The organism is Magnetococcus marinus MC-1, assembly GCF_000014865.1.
In the GTDB taxonomy this organism is placed as follows: Bacteria; Pseudomonadota; Magnetococcia; order Magnetococcales; family Magnetococcaceae; genus Magnetococcus; species Magnetococcus marinus.
In genome coordinates, this window is the sequence record NC_008576.1 from 1,485,518 (window position 1) to 1,501,926 (window position 16,409).

Annotated in this window: 16 protein-coding genes; 3 read left to right on the forward strand and 13 right to left on the reverse strand. The window is 54.0% G+C overall.

Features of this window, described 5'->3' with window-relative positions; genetic code table 11:
• Positions 1-18 precede the first annotated feature (18 nt).
• From MMC1_RS06070 to nifE, 7 genes are read right to left on the reverse strand one after another with little or no spacing between them, the layout of a single operon-like run.
• Entirely contained in the window at positions 19-564 is a 546-nt protein-coding gene (locus MMC1_RS06070) for a nitrogen fixation protein NifZ (protein WP_011712855.1), read from the reverse strand.
• Entirely contained in the window at positions 545-1,729 is a 1,185-nt protein-coding gene (nifV, locus tag MMC1_RS06075) for a homocitrate synthase (RefSeq protein ID WP_011712856.1), read from the reverse strand. The genes MMC1_RS06070 and nifV overlap by 20 nt, the downstream gene beginning before the upstream one ends.
• A gap of 45 nt (positions 1,730-1,774) precedes the next feature.
• Positions 1,775-2,092 (reverse strand): ferredoxin III, nif-specific, encoded by a 318-nt coding sequence (gene fdxB, locus MMC1_RS06080; protein ID WP_011712857.1) that lies wholly within the window; start codon positions 2,090-2,092, stop codon positions 1,775-1,777.
• A 44-nt stretch (positions 2,093-2,136) separates the two neighbouring features.
• Positions 2,137-2,586, reverse strand: a complete 450-nt coding sequence (locus MMC1_RS06085; RefSeq protein ID WP_011712858.1) for a NifX-associated nitrogen fixation protein — start codon at positions 2,584-2,586, stop codon at positions 2,137-2,139.
• 42 nt (positions 2,587-2,628) lie between these two features.
• Complete coding sequence (locus MMC1_RS06090; protein ID WP_041640889.1) at positions 2,629-3,111, reverse strand: NifB/NifX family molybdenum-iron cluster-binding protein; 483 nt, start codon at positions 3,109-3,111, stop codon at positions 2,629-2,631.
• Positions 3,074-4,483 carry a nitrogenase iron-molybdenum cofactor biosynthesis protein NifN gene (gene nifN, locus MMC1_RS06095; protein WP_011712860.1) on the reverse strand — a complete coding sequence of 470 codons (1,410 nt, stop codon included), beginning with the start codon at positions 4,481-4,483 and terminating at the stop codon, positions 3,074-3,076. The genes MMC1_RS06090 and nifN overlap by 38 nt, the downstream gene beginning before the upstream one ends.
• Positions 4,476-5,861 (reverse strand): nitrogenase iron-molybdenum cofactor biosynthesis protein NifE, encoded by a 1,386-nt coding sequence (gene nifE / locus MMC1_RS06100; protein ID WP_011712861.1) that lies wholly within the window; start codon positions 5,859-5,861, stop codon positions 4,476-4,478. Before nifE ends, nifN begins: the two co-directional genes overlap by 8 nt.
• A 526-nt stretch (positions 5,862-6,387) precedes the next feature.
• Between nifE and MMC1_RS06105 the strand changes: the two genes are divergently transcribed.
• Positions 6,388-7,593, forward strand: coding sequence for an LbtU family siderophore porin (locus tag MMC1_RS06105; RefSeq protein ID WP_011712862.1), 1,206 nt, complete (start codon positions 6,388-6,390; stop codon positions 7,591-7,593).
• Between the two features lie 121 nt (positions 7,594-7,714).
• Here MMC1_RS06105 and cowN read toward each other — a convergent pair whose 3' ends face one another.
• From cowN to nifH, 6 genes are all read right to left on the reverse strand, one after another.
• Positions 7,715-8,014: a N(2)-fixation sustaining protein CowN gene (cowN, locus tag MMC1_RS06110; protein WP_011712863.1), complete on the reverse strand. Its 300-nt coding sequence runs from the start codon at positions 8,012-8,014 to the stop codon at positions 7,715-7,717.
• A 7-nt stretch (positions 8,015-8,021) separates the two neighbouring features.
• Entirely contained in the window at positions 8,022-8,705 is a 684-nt protein-coding gene (locus MMC1_RS06115) for a NifB/NifX family molybdenum-iron cluster-binding protein (protein ID WP_011712864.1), read from the reverse strand.
• A 102-nt stretch (positions 8,706-8,807) separates the two neighbouring features.
• Positions 8,808-9,026 carry a putative nitrogen fixation protein NifT gene (gene nifT, locus MMC1_RS06120; RefSeq protein ID WP_011712865.1) on the reverse strand — a complete coding sequence of 73 codons (219 nt, stop codon included), beginning with the start codon at positions 9,024-9,026 and terminating at the stop codon, positions 8,808-8,810.
• Between the two features lie 84 nt (positions 9,027-9,110).
• On the reverse strand, positions 9,111-10,685 hold the full coding sequence (gene nifK / locus MMC1_RS06125) for a nitrogenase molybdenum-iron protein subunit beta (RefSeq protein WP_011712866.1): 1,575 nt from the start codon (positions 10,683-10,685) through the stop codon (positions 9,111-9,113).
• 158 nt (positions 10,686-10,843) lie between these two features.
• Complete coding sequence (nifD, locus tag MMC1_RS06130; RefSeq protein ID WP_011712867.1) at positions 10,844-12,283, reverse strand: nitrogenase molybdenum-iron protein alpha chain; 1,440 nt, start codon at positions 12,281-12,283, stop codon at positions 10,844-10,846.
• Positions 12,284-12,372: 89 nt separating this feature from the next.
• On the reverse strand, positions 12,373-13,263 hold the full coding sequence (gene nifH / locus MMC1_RS06135) for a nitrogenase iron protein (RefSeq protein ID WP_011712868.1): 891 nt from the start codon (positions 13,261-13,263) through the stop codon (positions 12,373-12,375).
• 201 nt (positions 13,264-13,464) lie between these two features.
• Here nifH and MMC1_RS06140 point away from each other — a divergent pair, with 201 nt between their 5' ends.
• Complete coding sequence (locus MMC1_RS06140; protein ID WP_011712869.1) at positions 13,465-14,328, forward strand: NAD(+)--dinitrogen-reductase ADP-D-ribosyltransferase; 864 nt, start codon at positions 13,465-13,467, stop codon at positions 14,326-14,328.
• A gap of 368 nt (positions 14,329-14,696) precedes the next feature.
• On the forward strand, positions 14,697-16,349 hold the full coding sequence (gene nifA, locus MMC1_RS06145; RefSeq protein WP_011712870.1) for a nif-specific transcriptional activator NifA: 1,653 nt from the start codon (positions 14,697-14,699) through the stop codon (positions 16,347-16,349).
• The last annotated feature ends 60 nt before the right edge of the window (positions 16,350-16,409 follow it).

Sequence of the window (16,409 nt, forward strand, 5' to 3'; positions counted from 1 at the left end):
TTGTCAAACGTTAGATGCTCAAGATTGGGCGGTTGGTAGCAGGCCCATCATCATTTTCTGGGTCTGGTTAAACTCATAATCGGGTTGGTTGTCCAACTCCGGCGCCATGACCAGCAGCTTCTCTGGGATATTAAAATAGCGCTCGCCAAAGTGGACCTGACAGACAATTTTGTCGGGGTTGCTGCTATTGACCTCCACCACCTCCCCAACCTGATCGGTGTCAACCAGGGTCTCCCCTTTGATCTCCAACGGCACTGCCAGCATAACCCGATCACGGGTCTCAAACAGGCTCTCTACCCAGGGCAGTTCGGCGTCTTGTAGCTCTTTTTCACGGCAACCGACAATCAAGTCATCGTCGATAAAGTGAATTTCGTAGATATTGTGCTCCTGCAAAAAAACCCCAGCCTGACGCACAAAACCCACGGTTCCCTTGCGCACCAGCACCTCGCCACTGCGTTTGCCAGGAAAGGTGCCATCGTTGCGGATGGACTTAATCAACCGTACCGCGCTGGCATTTTCAAACCGGTAGTTACCGGCAATCTCTTCATACTCTTGGTGTTGCATGGAGCAATCCTCCGTGGTTGGCGGGGGTTAGGGGGGCAGGCTCGGTTAAGAAGCGGTAAAAACTTTGCAGTTCCGCTTGCTCCGGGGAGCGCTTATAACGGGTGGCAAAGCCTTTGACGCTCTGCAAGAGTTGCCCAGCCAGCTCCTGGCTTATGGCAATCCCCATGCGTCCATAGGCGTCAATCACCCCTTGGCGTCCCGAATGCTTGCCCAACACCAACTCATGGTGCCGACCCAAAATGTCGGGATCGACCCCCTGGTAGTTGCGGCGATCTTTAAGCAGGCCATCCACATGGATGCCTGACTCATGGCGAAATACCGCACTGCCCACCACACTCTTTTGACACGAGAGTGGCCGGCCCGATGCGCTCTCCACAAACTGCGAAAGCACCTGTAGCTGGTCACACTGAATACCGGTATAACCGCCGTGTAGGGTCTGTAACGCCACCGCCACCTCTTCGAGGGGGGCATTGCCCGCCCGCTCACCCAGGCCGTTGACCGTGGTGTTGGCGTGGCTGGCCCCACCGCGAATGGCCGCTAGGGTGTTGGCCGTCGCCAGCCCCAGATCATCGTGGGCATGGATCTCTAACTCCAGATCCAAATTAGCCCGCAATGTTTTAAACCGCTCATAGGTGGTAAAGGGGTCCAAAATACCCAAGGTGTCGGCAAAGCGTAGCCGTTTTGCCCCCGCCTTTTGTGCGGTTTCGCCCATGCGCAGCAAAAAGTCGATCTCCGCCCGCGAGGCATCTTCACACCCCACACACACCTCAATCCCCATCTCTTGGCTAACCCGGGTGACTTGGTGTTGGATGGTGTTGAGTACCCAACGCCGATTGCGACCCAGTTTATGCCGGATCTGTTGATCCGAAGCCGAGGTGGAGAGATCCGCCATCGCCACCCCCAAACCCGGTAGGTGGCTGATGTCGGCATCATGCATGCGCAGCCATACCAACAGTCGCGCCCGCAAACCCAGTTGCGCGATGGCGCGGATATCCTGCCGCTCCTCTTCGCCCATAGCGGGTATACCCACCTCCAACTCGGGTACACCAGCACGATCCAGCAGGGTGGCGATCTTTAGCTTTTCTTCCAAGCTAAAGGCCACCCCCGCCGATTGTTCACCATCCCGCAGGGTGGTGTCGTCTAAAATGACGGTCGATTGATCCATAGTCTTCCCTCCCCAGGTTAGACCTCTCCTTATAGGAACATCATATTAAGCAGCGATCTCCAACGTAGCATGGCTGTGGCAATCCTTGGGGCAGACCCGCGAACAGGCGGCGCAACCGATGCAATCCTCTTTGTCGGCGATGGACATGACATAGACCACATCATCGTCAAAGCCATCCTCCTCCCAATCTTCACCACCCTCTTCCAGATCTTCAATCTCATCCCGCTCAACCAGTTCAAACACATCGCGGGGGCACACTTTGTAGCAGCGCCCACAACCGATGCAGTTTTTATGGTTGATGGATTCAATAAACTCCGGGGTCCACTCACTCCCCCCACGGGTGGTGCCGGTGAAAACAGCCATTGATTTGCTCCTTCTTTTCAAAATCTAAGCAACAGGGTGGGGGCTTACAGCCCCGCTACCTCTGGGTGTTTGCCAATTAGGGCTAGTGCAACACTGAGTAACTTGTCCCCTTCATCCTTCATTTTAGAGGGGGTCTCAAAGCCAAAGCGGTGAATATCCCGCACCACCCGTTCCAGTGCCACCAATTTGCCTACAATGATATGGACTGTGCCAAAACCCTCATGGGTGATGTTGATGGAGGGACGTGCCATCAAACCGCACTCTTTTTCAATCAACATCGCGATGGCATTATAAAAAGCCGCCACGCGGGAGATGGTGGAAGGATCAGGATCCCCAATCACAGGAATAAGCTTGCGGGCTTCTTTGCTGATGATAAAAGGAGCCATCAACTTTTGCGGTGTCTGTTTGTCTTGCACCCCATAGGTGTCTAGGGCGCGCATTTGCTTAACCATCTCTAGAAAAAAGTCCGACTGATACAGCTCTTCTTCACTCATGGTTTTCGTTCCTCGTGGCAAAGGCATTCAGGGGCGCGGGGATTACTCTTCCCAGCTCTCGTTCAACACTTCTTCAAAATCACAGGCTTCTTTATCCTGTTTACGTTTGACCCAGTTCATCCAGGGGGCTGGATCATGGGTCATTTTGTGCTGTATTTCGCTAATCAGCGTCTCGATGCGCATGCTCTCATCCAAGCGGATTGGGGTGGTACCCCCTGCAATCAACTGCCGCGCCGCTGAACCCCCCACCGCCATGCAGTAAACCGCTTGAATGCCGCTCAACGCATTAAGGCGGGCGGGCAGCTTGGCTTCGTTACCATCCATCTCTTCCGAAGCAAAGGCCACCACCTCCATCAATTTGGCCGTCTCTGGCGTGATGCGGTAGAGGGCCAACTTCAGGGCGGTACCAAAATGCTGATCGACCCGGTTTAAATCCGCCGTGGCAAAGGCGACACTTAGCCCTTCATGATTTTGCTGGTCCATGGTATCAACCACCCGCAACCGACGTGTCCGCAGCGCAGCCATGATGGTCCTTCTCCTGAGGTTGGTCGTTGGCTGGGGCATAGCGAGAGATGTAGGGCTTAAGCCCATGCGCCTCTTGATGCATCATCCGGTTAGCCAGATCAAACAGCGCCTGACGGCTGCCTGTATAGCCAATCCAGCAGCGGGATTGGCTGCCGATCTGGTCATATAAGGGATAACCCGCCCGTAAGATGGGACGCCCCAAACGTTGCGCCAGAGCGGCAACATGGCTGTTGCCAATAAACAGCTCTGCGTCCGCTTCACGCGCCAAGTCCTGCAAATCCTCAAGATCCCCAATCTTAATGGTCTCGTAGAGGCTCTTCTGCAGGTAGTCGGTGCCCACCGGGCTCACCACCGCCACCGGTTGCAAGCCATTCTCTTGAAAGAGCGGCAACCAGTTGCTCAAAAAGTCAGGGTCTCCCGCCAAAGCGAGCTTGCGCTGGTTTAGGAAAAAGTGAGTGTCCAGCATGGCATCCTGCAACTGGCGGCGTTGATGCCCAAAACGCTCGGGTACCGGTTGACCCGAAAGGTTCATTAATACCATCAACAGCCGATCCCACGCTTCAATGCCCATAAGGCTAGAAAAGCGATAATCTGCCAATCCACAGCGCTCTTGGATGAGGTCGGCACAGATATTCATAATATCGCCCACCACCAGGGTGGCGCAGGCATCACCGATGGTTTGAAAATCTTCTACCGTGGCACCACCCGTGGTGATGGGTGAAAAATCGTCCGGGGCCAAGTGCCCATCCAGTGAACGGGAGAGGTCGGGGAGCAAAACCGCTTTAAGACCAAAGCGCTCCACCGTATCCAGCAGCCGTTCCAGATCACCCGGGGTCAGGTGCGGCCCCACCAATAGGTTGATCCGTTTGGCGTCGCCCTTGGTGGCGGGCCGCTCGGGCAGCCATGCCTTGATAAAGCTGCCCACCGCATGGGCATAGCCGCTCTCCAGACACCCTTTAAAGTCCGCCGCATTAACCGCAATCACTTCCTTGTTGGCATGCTGGGGGTGGCTGTCGCGAAACTGCCGCACAACCCGGTGAATATCCGCACCCTGGCACTCGGTCAAGCCGGTGCTGATCAATCCCACCACCCGGGTTTTGGCCCCACCGCTTAAAACATCCAGCCCTTCGGTGATGCTCTCATCTCCCCCCATCACCGTGCTTACCTGATCCATGGCGGTGGTCTGTAGGGGGATGGGCTCGCGGAAATGGCGCACAAAAAACACCTTGGCAAAGGCCGTGCAACCCTGGGAGCCATGCAGCATGGGAATGGCATCCCGGATACCCATAAAGGCCAAGGCCGCCCCAACCGGCTGGCTGGCTTTGGCGGGCTCTACGGTGAGTGCCTTGTTGCGCTTAATCAGCTTAGCCATGGGTCACCTCCCAAGGGGCGCTGCTCTTAACATGGCTCCAGATGGGGCTCTCCATGGTAATGGTAAGCTGACGGGCCAGTTCAATCATGCCCTCGTAACCCGCATAGGCATATTCACGCTCCTGGTTGATGTCCAGAAAGGGCACCCGACCCTTGAGCGCGGTGTACATGTTGCGCCCCCCCGCAATGAGCACATCGGCCTTTTGCTGGGCCATGGTATCCAGCAAGAGGCGGGGCTTGCCCTCGTCCAGCATAATGGCCTCTTCCCCCATCAGCTCTTTGATGCGTGCTTTATCTTGCTCAGTGGATTTGCGGGTGCCGGTTGCCACCACCTGCATGCCGAGATCTTGTAAGGCCGAAACCACCGACCACGATTTAACCCCGCCGGTATAGAGCAGAGCGCGTTTGCCCTTTAATTTTTCCCGCCAAGGCTTCAGCGCAATGTCAATGCGTGCCTCTTCACGGGCAATCAGGGCCTCGGTGCGTTGGCTTAGATCGTCATCGTTGATGAGTTGGGCAAAACTGCGTAGGGCGTGGGACATATCCCGCACGCCGTAAAAGCTCCCCTCAAACCAGGGAATCTGGTAACGCTCTTCCAGCTTACGCGCCATGTTAATCAGGGCTTTGGAACAGACCAGCATGTTGGCCTCGCCCCGATGCATCACCTGCACCTCGCGGAAACGGGTATCCCCAGAAACGGTGGAGAGCACCCGCAACCCCAGCTCATCCAGCAGGGGGTGAACATGCCAAAACTCACCGGCGATATTGAACTCGCCAATCAAATTGACATTGTGCACCGTCATGCCTGCACGCTGGGCTTGGACCGGGATGGGGGTGGGTTCGGCGGTGCCGATCACATATTTAAGCAGCGCTTCACCAGCAATGCGGTTGCCCAGGTTTTTGGTGCCGTAAAAACCCGCAGAATCCACCGGCACCACCGGTACGCCATATTTGTTTTGGGCCGCTGCGCAGATCGCTTCCAGATCATCCCCAATCAGGGCAGGGATGCAGGTTTGATAGACAAACACCGCCGCAGGGTTGTAGCGGGTAATGGCCTGCTTAATACCGTGCAGCAAGCGCTTTTCGCCACGCCCCATGATGATGTCTTGTTCGGTAAGATCGGTGGTCATGCCCAGCCGAAACAGCGCCGGACCGGTGGTGCGAGAGCCCCGACCATCCCAAGAGCTGCCGGCACAGGCAATGGAGCCGTGCACAATGTGGGCAACATCGGCGATGGGAAAAAGGGCAATCATGCTGCCGTCGAAACTACAGCCACCCGCCGTGGCGCCGGGTTTGGGTTTGGCACAGCCTGATTTGGATTTATCGTTATGTTCACAGGCTGGCTCGTTGAGCAGCTCTGCGATCTCTGCCTGTTTCATGTACACTCCTCCACGCCAACGCTGTTATGTGGCGTGTCCATGGTTACTTCCCTCACTATGCTCTATATCAAGGGGAGTGCCAGTTTTAACGCATTGAAATTAAATATAACATTCTGTTTGTATGTTGTCGTATCCGTGCCAAAAAGGGTGGTTTTGTAGGCTTTGCGACAATCCCGCTTAGGAGGGATAGCGGGGCAGTGTGGTAGCCATCAAAAGGCTGGCAGCAAGCGCCAATAGGCGATGGTTAGCGGTATACAAATGCGGCAAGTTGCCTGTTTTTTTGGTTGACATGGAAATGATAATCACTATTATTCAACTTCAATTTGATGGCAGAGTTCATCTGGTTTAAAAACTGCAAGGCCCCTTATGGATTTTTGGAATAGATCTTAAAAATCCATAATTTAAAGAGCTTTAATCGGCAAAACATGCCTTATTCAGATGCTTTGTCGGGTAAAATGGGTGAATTTTTTTGCCGCGATGCCCCTTGGGTGTGGTGGCGTGATGCAACAGAGATGGAGATTGCATTGTGTTACAGCTAAAAACGAAAACTCTGCTTGGTCTTGCTGCCTTGGCGGGTGGCTTTTCTGTGTCGCTGGCTGCGGCCCAACCCATGCCCAGCGCGGAACAGATGTGGGCGATTATTCAACAGCAACAACAACAGATTCAGGCCCTGCAACAGCAGTTGGGACAAACCAACCAGCAGGTTGCCCAAGTAGAAAAGGTGGCTGAAGAGGTTAAATCTAGCCGAGGTGCTGGTTCCCACTGGTCCGATAAAGTGACCGTAAGTGGTTTGATTGAGGGTACGGTCTCCTCAACCCAAAATAAGGCAGGCAATATGGCGGCCTTGGCCAACGGTAGCGACATCAATTTGAAAAAGGCGGAGCTTTCCATTGATGGGCAGGTCAACCCCTGGGTGTCGGCCAATGTGACGCTGCTGTATGAAAATGATACCAACCCGCTCAATGTGGATGCCGCGACCATTACGGTGGGCAATCGTGAAAAATTTCCGGTCAGTGTGACCGTGGGGGCAATGGCACTGCCCTTTGGGGTGTTTGAGTCCAATATGGTCAGCGATCCCATCACCAAAGAGATGGCGGAGATTAAAGATAGCGCGGTGGTGGTGAGCTATGCTTTGAAAGGGTTTACCGCCGATGTTTACGCCTTTAACGGGGGTTCGCAAAAAACTGGTAAAAACAATAGCATTGACCAGTTTGGTGGGGATATTGGTTACGAGGGCGAGTTTGAGGGTGTAACCGCTGCTGTGGCTTTGCGCTACGTCAACAGTGTCGAGAACGCCACCGGCCTGTACGACGATCTAAGCACCCCAACCGATATGGCTGGTTACACCTCGGCCTGGGGGGCTAATGGTAAGCTTAGCATGGGTGGTTTGACCTTGATCGGTGAATATATTGGCCTGACCGACCATATTCAGCAGACCACCGCTGGCGACCGCAACGGCGGTAAAAAAGCTTCGGCTTGGCAAACCGAACTGGCCTACAGCTTTCCCGCTTTGGGGCAAGAGGCCATGGTGGCGGTGGCCTACAACGGCTCCGATGGTGCCCAGGTGGTGGATATGATGCGTAGCCGCTACATGGCGCTGGCCGGGATTAGCGTCTATGAAAATGCCAATCTTAATCTTGAGTGGAAACGCGATGTGGATTATAGCGTCGCCGATGGCGGTAGCGGCAACGATGCGGACTCCCTGACCTTGCGCTTGGCGGTGACGTTCTAAGCCAACCAGCCCGCAAAGGGCGCGGCAAGGCCCGCGAAACATAAAAAGGGGGGGGAAATCTGAAAAGATTCCCCCCCCTTTTTTTTCTAAGTGCCATCCAGGTTGACCCTATTCAAACCTCTTAGCAGCACTGGTACTCCAACTCGTCCATCATCGCCTCTCCTGCTTGGTCCTGTTGCGCCGCGAAGAGGTCAAAAATATAATAACTGTTGGAGCAGATGAGCTTTAAAGCATCGGCCTGCCCCGGCTGAGGCTGCTTGGCAATGGCGGCTTTTTGTAAAAAAAGTTGCCAAAACGGCTCCAATGTATCCTCTGCTTGCAAAAGCTGCTCAAGGTGTGTCAGCAACTTGAGCGCCATGGCATCACAGGGGATATGGGCAAAACTCTGGTAGCGATCAGGTCGTGCTGCTGGAGTATTCATACGCTCATTACGCCTGTTGTTGGGTCACACTCCCCGCCATCACCTTCGCCAACCAAGGTGGGGGGTTGTTGGTGAGGGTCTGTTGCAGATCGGCCAACAGCGCTTCACTCGATCCACCTTCGGCAAATTTCATGGGATGCATGCCCGCCCGGACCACCTTGGCGGCGGCAGGACCCCCAATGCTCACCACAAAGACCAGATCACAATCATTGATCAAGGCAACCCGTGGGTCACTCTTGTAAGCAGGATCATCGGTGATCTTTTCGGCGATTAAATGTAGGGTTGAACGGCTCTCCACCAGGGTGACGGCACCGGGGGAGACGTCGTAAATTTCAAACGCCTTACATCCGCCAAAGTGGCCATCGGTCTGCCCCGGTGTAGAACTGGCACAAGCCACCCGTACCGCGTTGGGTTCGCGAGGGATCTTGGCGTCCTGAGCGCTCAGGGTCTCCACAATCTGTGGATCCAAACCCTCCACCAAAATTTTGTGGGCAGCTTGAACCTGTGCTGGATCCGCAGAATCACCAAGGGCTTGGCTCAAGTCGGCCAAACGAAGCTGGGAAAATTTTAAGGGGGTGAAGGGCAGCTCCACCAACTCTTGCAAAATGGCAACCAGCGCCTTGGGCTCCAAGCCGGTAATCTGCTTGGCAGCAACACCCATACGCAGGGCAAGTTCGGTATTCTTGGCCATGGCGAAAGCTCCTGTGGGGGATGGGGGCCACCCCTCCAGGTAAAGGGGGGAGGGGAAAAGGGGGAGGGCAAATTGCCTTCCCCCCATTATCTCAAAAGGTCATTACGCTTTATTGGCGCGGAGCTCAATGGGCAGCGTGGGGGCCGGTTCCATGGGCTCAATAAAGAGCTCGGTATCTTCACCATCATCAATGGTGAAGGTACCACCCCACTTTTCCGGTGTATCAAACTCAATGGAGAGCACCTTGGCCTCCAGGTCTTTTTTGGGGATGTAGCAGGTCAAAACACCTTCACCATCCTTACGCATCATCACCTTGGGCATGGAGCTGCTCCAGTCAACTGTATACATGGGAGGGATGCGGCCCCGGTCAAAGACCGGGGCGCACATGGGACATGGTGCAAAAAATTAGCGCACCAAGTCATAGTTGTAGTCGGTTTCGCCATAACCGGTGGTCTTGGAATCCAGATCCTCCAGTACTGCGTTCACCAGGGTAGTGAGGATGTACATCGCCCCTTCATAACCCAAAGTGGTCATGCGGTGCAGGTGGTGACGGTCGAAGATGGGGAAGCCCAAACGGATCAGCTTCACCTCATGCTCCAGCCCTTTGTGCTTGGTATCGCGCTGGATAAACTTACCGTAGCTGTTACCAATCATAAAGTCAGGCTTACGATCAAATACTAACGAGCGGAAGTGCCACAGGTCGGTGCCCACGTGTACTTCGGTCTCTTGACCGTAAGGGGAGCTCTTGAGAATCTTGCTCATGGCTTTGCCCCAACGCTTGTTGGCGTTGTTGCTCATGACGTGCACAGGTTCAGCACCCAGCTCCAACAAGAAGTTGGTCAGACCCATAACAAAGTCAGGATCGCCGTAGAGGCTGAAGCGCTTACCATGCAACCAGGAGTGCGAGTCGGTCATCATGTCAACCAAACGTCCACGCTCAAGCTCGATGGAGGCTGGGATTGGCTTGCCGCTGAGCTGACTGACCTTCATCAGGTACTCATCGGTCCACTTAAGCCCCATGGGCGGGTTGATCTCACTGATGGGCTGCTGCCAGGTATCTTTTAGATACTTCTTGGTCTTGGTCAAGCTCCAGGGTTGCAGCAACAGGGTATCAATGGCGTTGGGGGTGTCTTTGACATCCTCAAGCTCGGTACCACCAACATACATGCGGTACTCACCATCCGCAGGGGTATCCAACACTTCAGAAGGATCGGAGAGCAGAGTGTAGGGTACATCCATCTCTTCCATGTAGCGCTTGAGAATGCGGTAGTTACCCAAGTAGGTTTCAAAACCAGGCACCAGATTAATCTTGCCGTTGGAACCGACCACAGCGCTCTCATGCTTATCCAGCGTGAAGTAGCGGATAATGCCTTCCAACATGCCATCCCAACCGGTGGTGTGGGAGCCGACAAAGCTGGGGGTGTGGGCGGAAGGAACAGGCAGATCCTGAGGAACATGCCCTTTTACCTTGGCGTTGGTGATAAAAGAGTGCAGGTCATCACCGATGACTTCGGCCATACAGGTGGTGGAGACCGCAATCATCTCAGGCTTGTAGAGGGCCAGGGCGTTCTTCAGGCCGGCATCCATATTCTTGTGACCACCAAACACCGCAGCATCTTCCGTCATGGAGTCGGAGACACAGGCGACTGGCTCTTTGAAGTGACGGTTGAAATAGGTGCGGAAGTAAGCCACGCAGCCTTGGGAACCGTGCACGTAGGGCAGGGTGCCCTTAAAACCCAGCGAGCAAAGCACAGCGCCCAGGGGCTGACACGCTTTGGCGGGGTTAATGGTGACCGCTTCACGTTGGAAGTTCAGCTCTTTGTACTCAGCGCTGGTGGTCCACTGGAAGGTCTCTTCCAGTTTCTCCATGCTCTCACGCTCTTCATATTTATCCTGCTTGTTCTTCATGTTTTCCCGGTATTCCGGTTCACCGAAGAGCGGAAAGCAGGGCTTGATATCGTCGACGCTATTGTTAGCCATGTCAAACCTCACTTCCTGAGCCACTAATCCGTGGACATCAGGTAAGATACAGGGTTTACGATTGTCTATCACCAGCGGGGGCTGTGGGGTGCCCGGCACGCGTGGGATAATCACCGTTCAAAAGCAGCCGCCGCACCTGCGACTGGCTGGGTTCTTTATTACTTCCAGGGCGCCTTAAAGGAGTCCCAGCAAGGGTTGTTGATGGTCATGTCCATATCGCGGGCGAAAATGGCAAAACCGTCATACCCATGGTAGGGGCCTGAGTAGTCCCAGGAGTGCATCTGACGGAAGGGAATACCCATCTTCTGGAAGATGTATTTTTCTTTGATGCCAGAACCAACCAGATCGGGCTGTACCTTCTCCACAAACTTTTCAAACTCGTAACCGGTGACGTCATCATAGATCAGGGTGGAGTCACCCATCTCTTTGATGGTGCGGTCATAGTCGTCGTTGTGGCCAAATTCGTAGCCGGTACCAACCACTTCCATGCCCAGATCTTCGTAAGCACCGATCACGTGACGGGGACGCAGACCGCCCACATACAACATCACTTTTTTGCCTTCCAGACGGGGACGGTACTTACCAATGATGCCCTCCATGATGGGGGTATATTTGGCAATAACCTTCTCAGCGCCCTCTTTGATCTTGTCGTCGAACTGCTCAGCAATCTTGCGTAGGGACTCAGCAATCTTGGTGGGACCAAAGAAATTATACTCCATCCAGGGAATACCATACTTGGCTTCCATGTGACGGGAGATGTAGTTCATGGAACGGTAGCAGTGGATCAGGTTCAGCTTAACGGCAGGGGTGTTCTCCATCTCCGCCAGGGTGCCGTCGCCAGACCACTGAGCAACCACGTTCAGACCCATCTCTTCCAACAAAATACGCGAGGCCCAAGCGTCACCACCGATGTTATAGTCGCCGATGACGGCCACATCGTAAGGCCCGGTTTCACGCATTTTGTCTTTACGGTTCTCCAGCACCCAGTCACGGATTGCGTCGTTGGCAATGTGGTGACCCAAGGACTGAGAAACCCCACGGAAACCTTCGCAACGTACAGGGATAACAGGCTTGTTGATGGCCGCCGAGGTCTTGCGGGCCACCGCTTCAATGTCGTCACCGATCAGACCAATGGGGCACTCGGACTGGACGGACATACCCTTCATCAGGGGGAACAGCGCTTCGCACTCGTGAACGATCTTCTCCAGCTTTTTGTCGCCACCGAACACGACGTCACGCTCTTGGAAGTCCGAGGTGAAGTTCATGGTGCCGAAGGCATTGACGCCGGTGTAACCCACATAGTAGTTACGACGACCCGCGCGGGAGTATTGACCACAACCCACAGGACCGTGGGAGATGTGGATCATATCTTTGATGGGACCCCATACCACACCCTTGGAACCCGCATAGGCGCAACCACGGATGGTCATGACACCAGGCAAGGATTTACGGTTGGAGGTGATGCACTTTTTAGACTGGGTGATGCTGGGATCATTTACTGTCAGGTGCTTGAGGCGATCTTTTTTAGACTCCTCAGGGTAGACTTCCAGCACCTCTTCGATGAGGCTTTGTGCCTCTTCGCGAGTCAGTACGGACATGGGCGTTCTCCATGGAATTTTGAATAGGGTGGGCGGCACCCCTGGCTACCAACAAGGTGCCGCCCCTTGGCCAATAGGCCAAAACGTGCTTAGGCAGTGGCGGCAGCGGCTTCTTCTTCAGCCGTCTTACCGACGATGGTTTCGTCCTCTTCTTCCATCATGCCGTACTTCATGAGCAGATCTTCCAACTCATCCATGGTCAAGGGCGTGGGCACAACAAAGTTTTTGTTGTTGTAGATCTTGTTGGAGAGGGTGCGATACTCGTCGGCTTGCTTGGACTTGGGATCATACTCGATCACAGTCATACGACGGATCTCAGCGCGTTGCACCACGTTGTCGCGGGGCACGAAGTGGATCATCTGGGTGCCAAGGGCAGCGGCCAGCGCTTCGATCAGCTCGTCTTCACGGTCCACGTTACGGGAGTTGCAGATCAGACCAGCCAGACGCACGTTGCCGGAGCTTGCATACTTCACAATACCTTTGGCGATGTTGTTGGCGGCGTACATGGCCATCATCTCGCCGGAGACCACAATGTAGATCTCTTGAGCTTTGTTTTGACGAATGGGCATGGCGAAACCACCGCACACCACGTCACCCAACACATCATAGAACACAAAGTCCAGATCTTCTTCGTAAGCGCCTTCTTCTTCCAGGAAGTTGATGGCGGTGATAACACCACGGCCTGCACAACCCACACCAGGCTCAGGACCGCCGGACTCAACACACTTGATGCCGCCAAAACCAGCCTTCAGCACATCTTCCAATTCCAGGTCTTCCACAGAACCCGCTTGAGCAGCCATTTCCATGATGGTATTTTGCGCTTTGGCGTGCAGAATAAGGCGGGTGGAGTCCGCTTTGGGGTCACAGCCAACGATCATGATTTTGTTACCAGCTTCGGCCAGACCCGCAACGAGGTTCTGGGTAGTGGTGGATTTGCCGATACCACCTTTGCCGTAAATTGCGCATTGACGCAGTGCCATGATTAAGTCTCCTAGTAGAGGAATAGATTACTATGTTTGATTCAGCAGCAGACATCCTGTTGTGGTGGATCTTATTGTCTGGCTGCGTTGCCTTCTGGCTCTCTATACCTCAAGCGCCGTGCCAAACTTGAAAAAGTTATGTAAGGCCAAGAATAATAAATAAAAAATAACCTGATCATGCGGTGCAGAGGAGGGTTTCAAATGCGACAAACCAAGCTGGATTGTAAGGTTCTGGACAATTGGGAGGGATTGGAGATTGAACTCCCCAGTCATGTGCAGCAGCGCTTTAACCGTTGCAACCTGACGGCTGATATTTTGGGCTCATTAGCCTACCAAAAACACCCGGTACCTTTACAGATTGTGGGTACCGCAGACCTGCATCATCGGCTGTTCAAACATTTGGATACCATTAAAAAGAAACGGTTAAGGGCTGAATATTTTCAAGACTATATGACGGTCCATTTTACCCTGGAAGCACCAGAAGAGGCCGGTTATACCCCAGGCAGTCGCTACCAACGCATTAAGACCGACTATCGGCGTATTCTGCGGGGCTGGCTGTTTAATCCCGATGGACGTGAAGCGGCGGTGATCAAGGGTTGGGTGCTCTCCCGCTTTGGGTTGTTACCCCGCTGGCACGATGGCGTGTTAGACGATTGTCACAGCCCGGCCTATCAGAAATATCTACAGATGCAGGCCAACGGGCTCTACAACACCAATGCCCTAGAGTCGCAGCTAGATATGGTCTATGCCTATTGCCAGTACGAGTTGAAAAAGCGCTTTCCTGGTCAGATACACTGGATGCTCTACCGTGGTGTAAATACCGTAGATCAATATGAAATTTTGGCCAAAGGACCTAAGGGTAGGCATGTGGTGCTGCTCAATAACCTAAACTCGTTTACCGAAGATCGCGACCGGGCCGATGAGTTTGGGGACTATATTATGGAGATGGAGATCCCTTTCTATAAGGTATTTTGCTACAACGCTCTGTTCCCTGGCCTGCTTAAAGGGGAAGAAGAGGTGATGGTGGTGGGCGGGCTCTACGATGTACGCATCTGTACGGTTTAAAGAACAGGGGCTGGCTGCTCCCCCAGGGTCGGTTTGTAGGCTGTTGTCGGGATTGTCGGATTTGTCTTAAACCGTGCAATGTGACATTTTTTTAATCACTGCACGACAATACATGCAATTTTAATGAGCATGTCGCAAGCTGGACAAAATACGACAAAACATGTAAGTGTAGGAAATATTGATACAAAAAACATGGCATGATTCCTGATATCTTGTGATGTAGAGGCTTGTGGCATTCTTGACATAGATCACATGCTCTAAAAAGAGGCCACGCGTCAATAGGGCCCGGATGTCACCTTTCGTACAAATGTAGGTAAGGTGTCACTTCACACCGCGGTGTGTCATCGCTCTTGCTGGGAGTCACAAACATGAGTGCAGATCTCTACAGTCCTTTCCGTGCCAACCCCAGTGCCATCATGCAACTGACGCGTTCAGCGTTGATTGCTTCTCAGTTAGAGGCACTTTACCAAGTGGGGCGTATTTTGGCTGAAGAGGGCAACCTAACCGCTGTGTTGGATGGCGTGTTGGAGGCCGTGGAGAAAATGGGTGGGATGAGCAAAAGCATCATCACCCTGTCGGACCCGGAAACGGGCCGTCTATTGGTACGCGCAGTACACGACAGCAATGAGGGGTTTGCCCCCCTGGGTGGGGACGATATCGTCTACCGTCCCGGCGAAGGGGTGATGGGCTCCATCATGCAGAACGGCAATACCTTTATTTGCGAACTGCCTGCCAATGAGCAGCGCTTTCTGCATCGTTTGGGATTGCTGGACCCTACGTTGCCTTTTATTGGTGTGCCCCTGTTTTTGGACGCCAAACCCATTGGTGTTTTGGCGGCCCAGCCTGTGTTCGGCAACCGTGCCTTTTTGCGGGAACAGGCGCACTTTTTGGAGATGGTGGCCAATTTGGTATCGCAAAAAGTGCGTTCCAACCAGCGTTATGAGCAGTTGCAAGCCCTGTTAAGCAGCCAGGCTGTGGGGCGCTCAACCACCGCAATGAGCACGGCGATCCGTATTGAGAACGAGCGCTCTGGCATGCAGCCGGTGTTGTTGGGCAAAGCGGCCTCCATGAAACAGGTTGTGAACATGGCCCTTAAAGCGGCTCAATTTGATAGCACCGTGTTGGTGCTAGGGGAGTCGGGTACAGGTAAAGAGTTGGTGGCCAATACGGTACACTATAATAGTGCTCGGGCCAGTCGGCCCTTTGTTAAAGTCAACTGTGCTTCGTTATCGGATAACTTGCTAGAGTCTGAACTGTTTGGCCATGAAAAAGGGGCATTTACCGGTGCCATTGCAACCCGTAAAGGGCGTTTTGAAATGGCCGATGGCGGCACCCTGTTTCTGGATGAGATTGGTGAAATTTCCCCCTCGTTCCAAGCCAAGTTGCTGCGGGTGTTGCAAGAGGGTGAGTTTGAACGGGTAGGGGGTGCGCGCACCATCAAGGTCAATGTGCGGGTGGTAGCGGCCACCAACCGTGACCTCAGCGCCGAGGTGCAAAAGGGTAACTTCCGCGCGGACCTCTTCTACCGTCTGCATGTGCTGCCCATTGAGATACCTGCCCTGCGGGAGCGTATGGAAGATTTGCCCTTGCTGACCGAAGCGCTGCTAGAGCGCATCTCCACCAAGCAGCACCGCCCCTTGAGCATCACCAAAGAGGCTCTGCGCCGTTTGATGATGTATGAGTGGGCCGGTAATGTGCGCGAACTGGAAAATTGCCTGGAGCGTGCCGCCGTGCTGAGTGATGAGGGGCACATTGACGCCTCGCACATTATCTTCTCTAGCGGGGCCAATCGGGAGCCGATGCCTGCATTGACCAACCACCGTATCCACAATGCCAGCAGTTGCGCCCTGCCCAGCAGTGCCGATTTAAGCGATCCTACCTTGGAGGAGCGTGAGCGGGTGATGGGGGCCTTGGAGCAGTCAGGCTGGGTGCAGGCAAAAGCGGCCCGTCTCTTGGGCATGACCCCCCGTCAGGTGGCCTACCGCATTAAGATACTGAACATCCCCATGCGCACATTATAACGCTCACACGCGATTGGGTTGGGTTAAAACACAGGCGGTCCTTCGGGGCCGCCTGTTTGC

What these genes read in the sequence shown, in the direction of transcription:
- MMC1_RS06070 (WP_011712855.1), bottom strand. Translation starts at nt 564, where the DNA reads ATGCAACACCAAGAGTATGAAGAGATTGCCGGTAACTACCGGTTTGAA.
- nifN (WP_011712860.1), bottom strand. Translation starts at nt 4,483, where the DNA reads ATGGCTAAGCTGATTAAGCGCAACAAGGCACTCACCGTAGAGCCCGCC.
- cowN (WP_011712863.1), bottom strand. Translation starts at nt 8,014, where the DNA reads ATGAATACTCCAGCAGCACGACCTGATCGCTACCAGAGTTTTGCCCAT.
- nifK (WP_011712866.1), bottom strand. Translation starts at nt 10,685, where the DNA reads ATGGCTAACAATAGCGTCGACGATATCAAGCCCTGCTTTCCGCTCTTC.
- nifH (WP_011712868.1), bottom strand. Translation starts at nt 13,263, where the DNA reads ATGGCACTGCGTCAATGCGCAATTTACGGCAAAGGTGGTATCGGCAAA.
- MMC1_RS06085 (WP_011712858.1), bottom strand. Translation starts at nt 2,586, where the DNA reads ATGAGTGAAGAAGAGCTGTATCAGTCGGACTTTTTTCTAGAGATGGTT.
- fdxB (WP_011712857.1), bottom strand. Translation starts at nt 2,092, where the DNA reads ATGGCTGTTTTCACCGGCACCACCCGTGGGGGGAGTGAGTGGACCCCG.
- MMC1_RS06115 (WP_011712864.1), bottom strand. Translation starts at nt 8,705, where the DNA reads ATGGCCAAGAATACCGAACTTGCCCTGCGTATGGGTGTTGCTGCCAAG.
- nifD (WP_011712867.1), bottom strand. Translation starts at nt 12,283, where the DNA reads ATGTCCGTACTGACTCGCGAAGAGGCACAAAGCCTCATCGAAGAGGTG.
- MMC1_RS06140 (WP_011712869.1), top strand. Translation starts at nt 13,465, where the DNA reads ATGCGACAAACCAAGCTGGATTGTAAGGTTCTGGACAATTGGGAGGGA.
- nifT (WP_011712865.1), bottom strand. Translation starts at nt 9,026, where the DNA reads ATGCCCAAGGTGATGATGCGTAAGGATGGTGAAGGTGTTTTGACCTGC.
- nifE (WP_011712861.1), bottom strand. Translation starts at nt 5,861, where the DNA reads ATGAAACAGGCAGAGATCGCAGAGCTGCTCAACGAGCCAGCCTGTGAA.
- nifA (WP_011712870.1), top strand. Translation starts at nt 14,697, where the DNA reads ATGAGTGCAGATCTCTACAGTCCTTTCCGTGCCAACCCCAGTGCCATC.
- MMC1_RS06090 (WP_041640889.1), bottom strand. Translation starts at nt 3,111, where the DNA reads ATGGCTGCGCTGCGGACACGTCGGTTGCGGGTGGTTGATACCATGGAC.
- nifV (WP_011712856.1), bottom strand. Translation starts at nt 1,729, where the DNA reads ATGGATCAATCGACCGTCATTTTAGACGACACCACCCTGCGGGATGGT.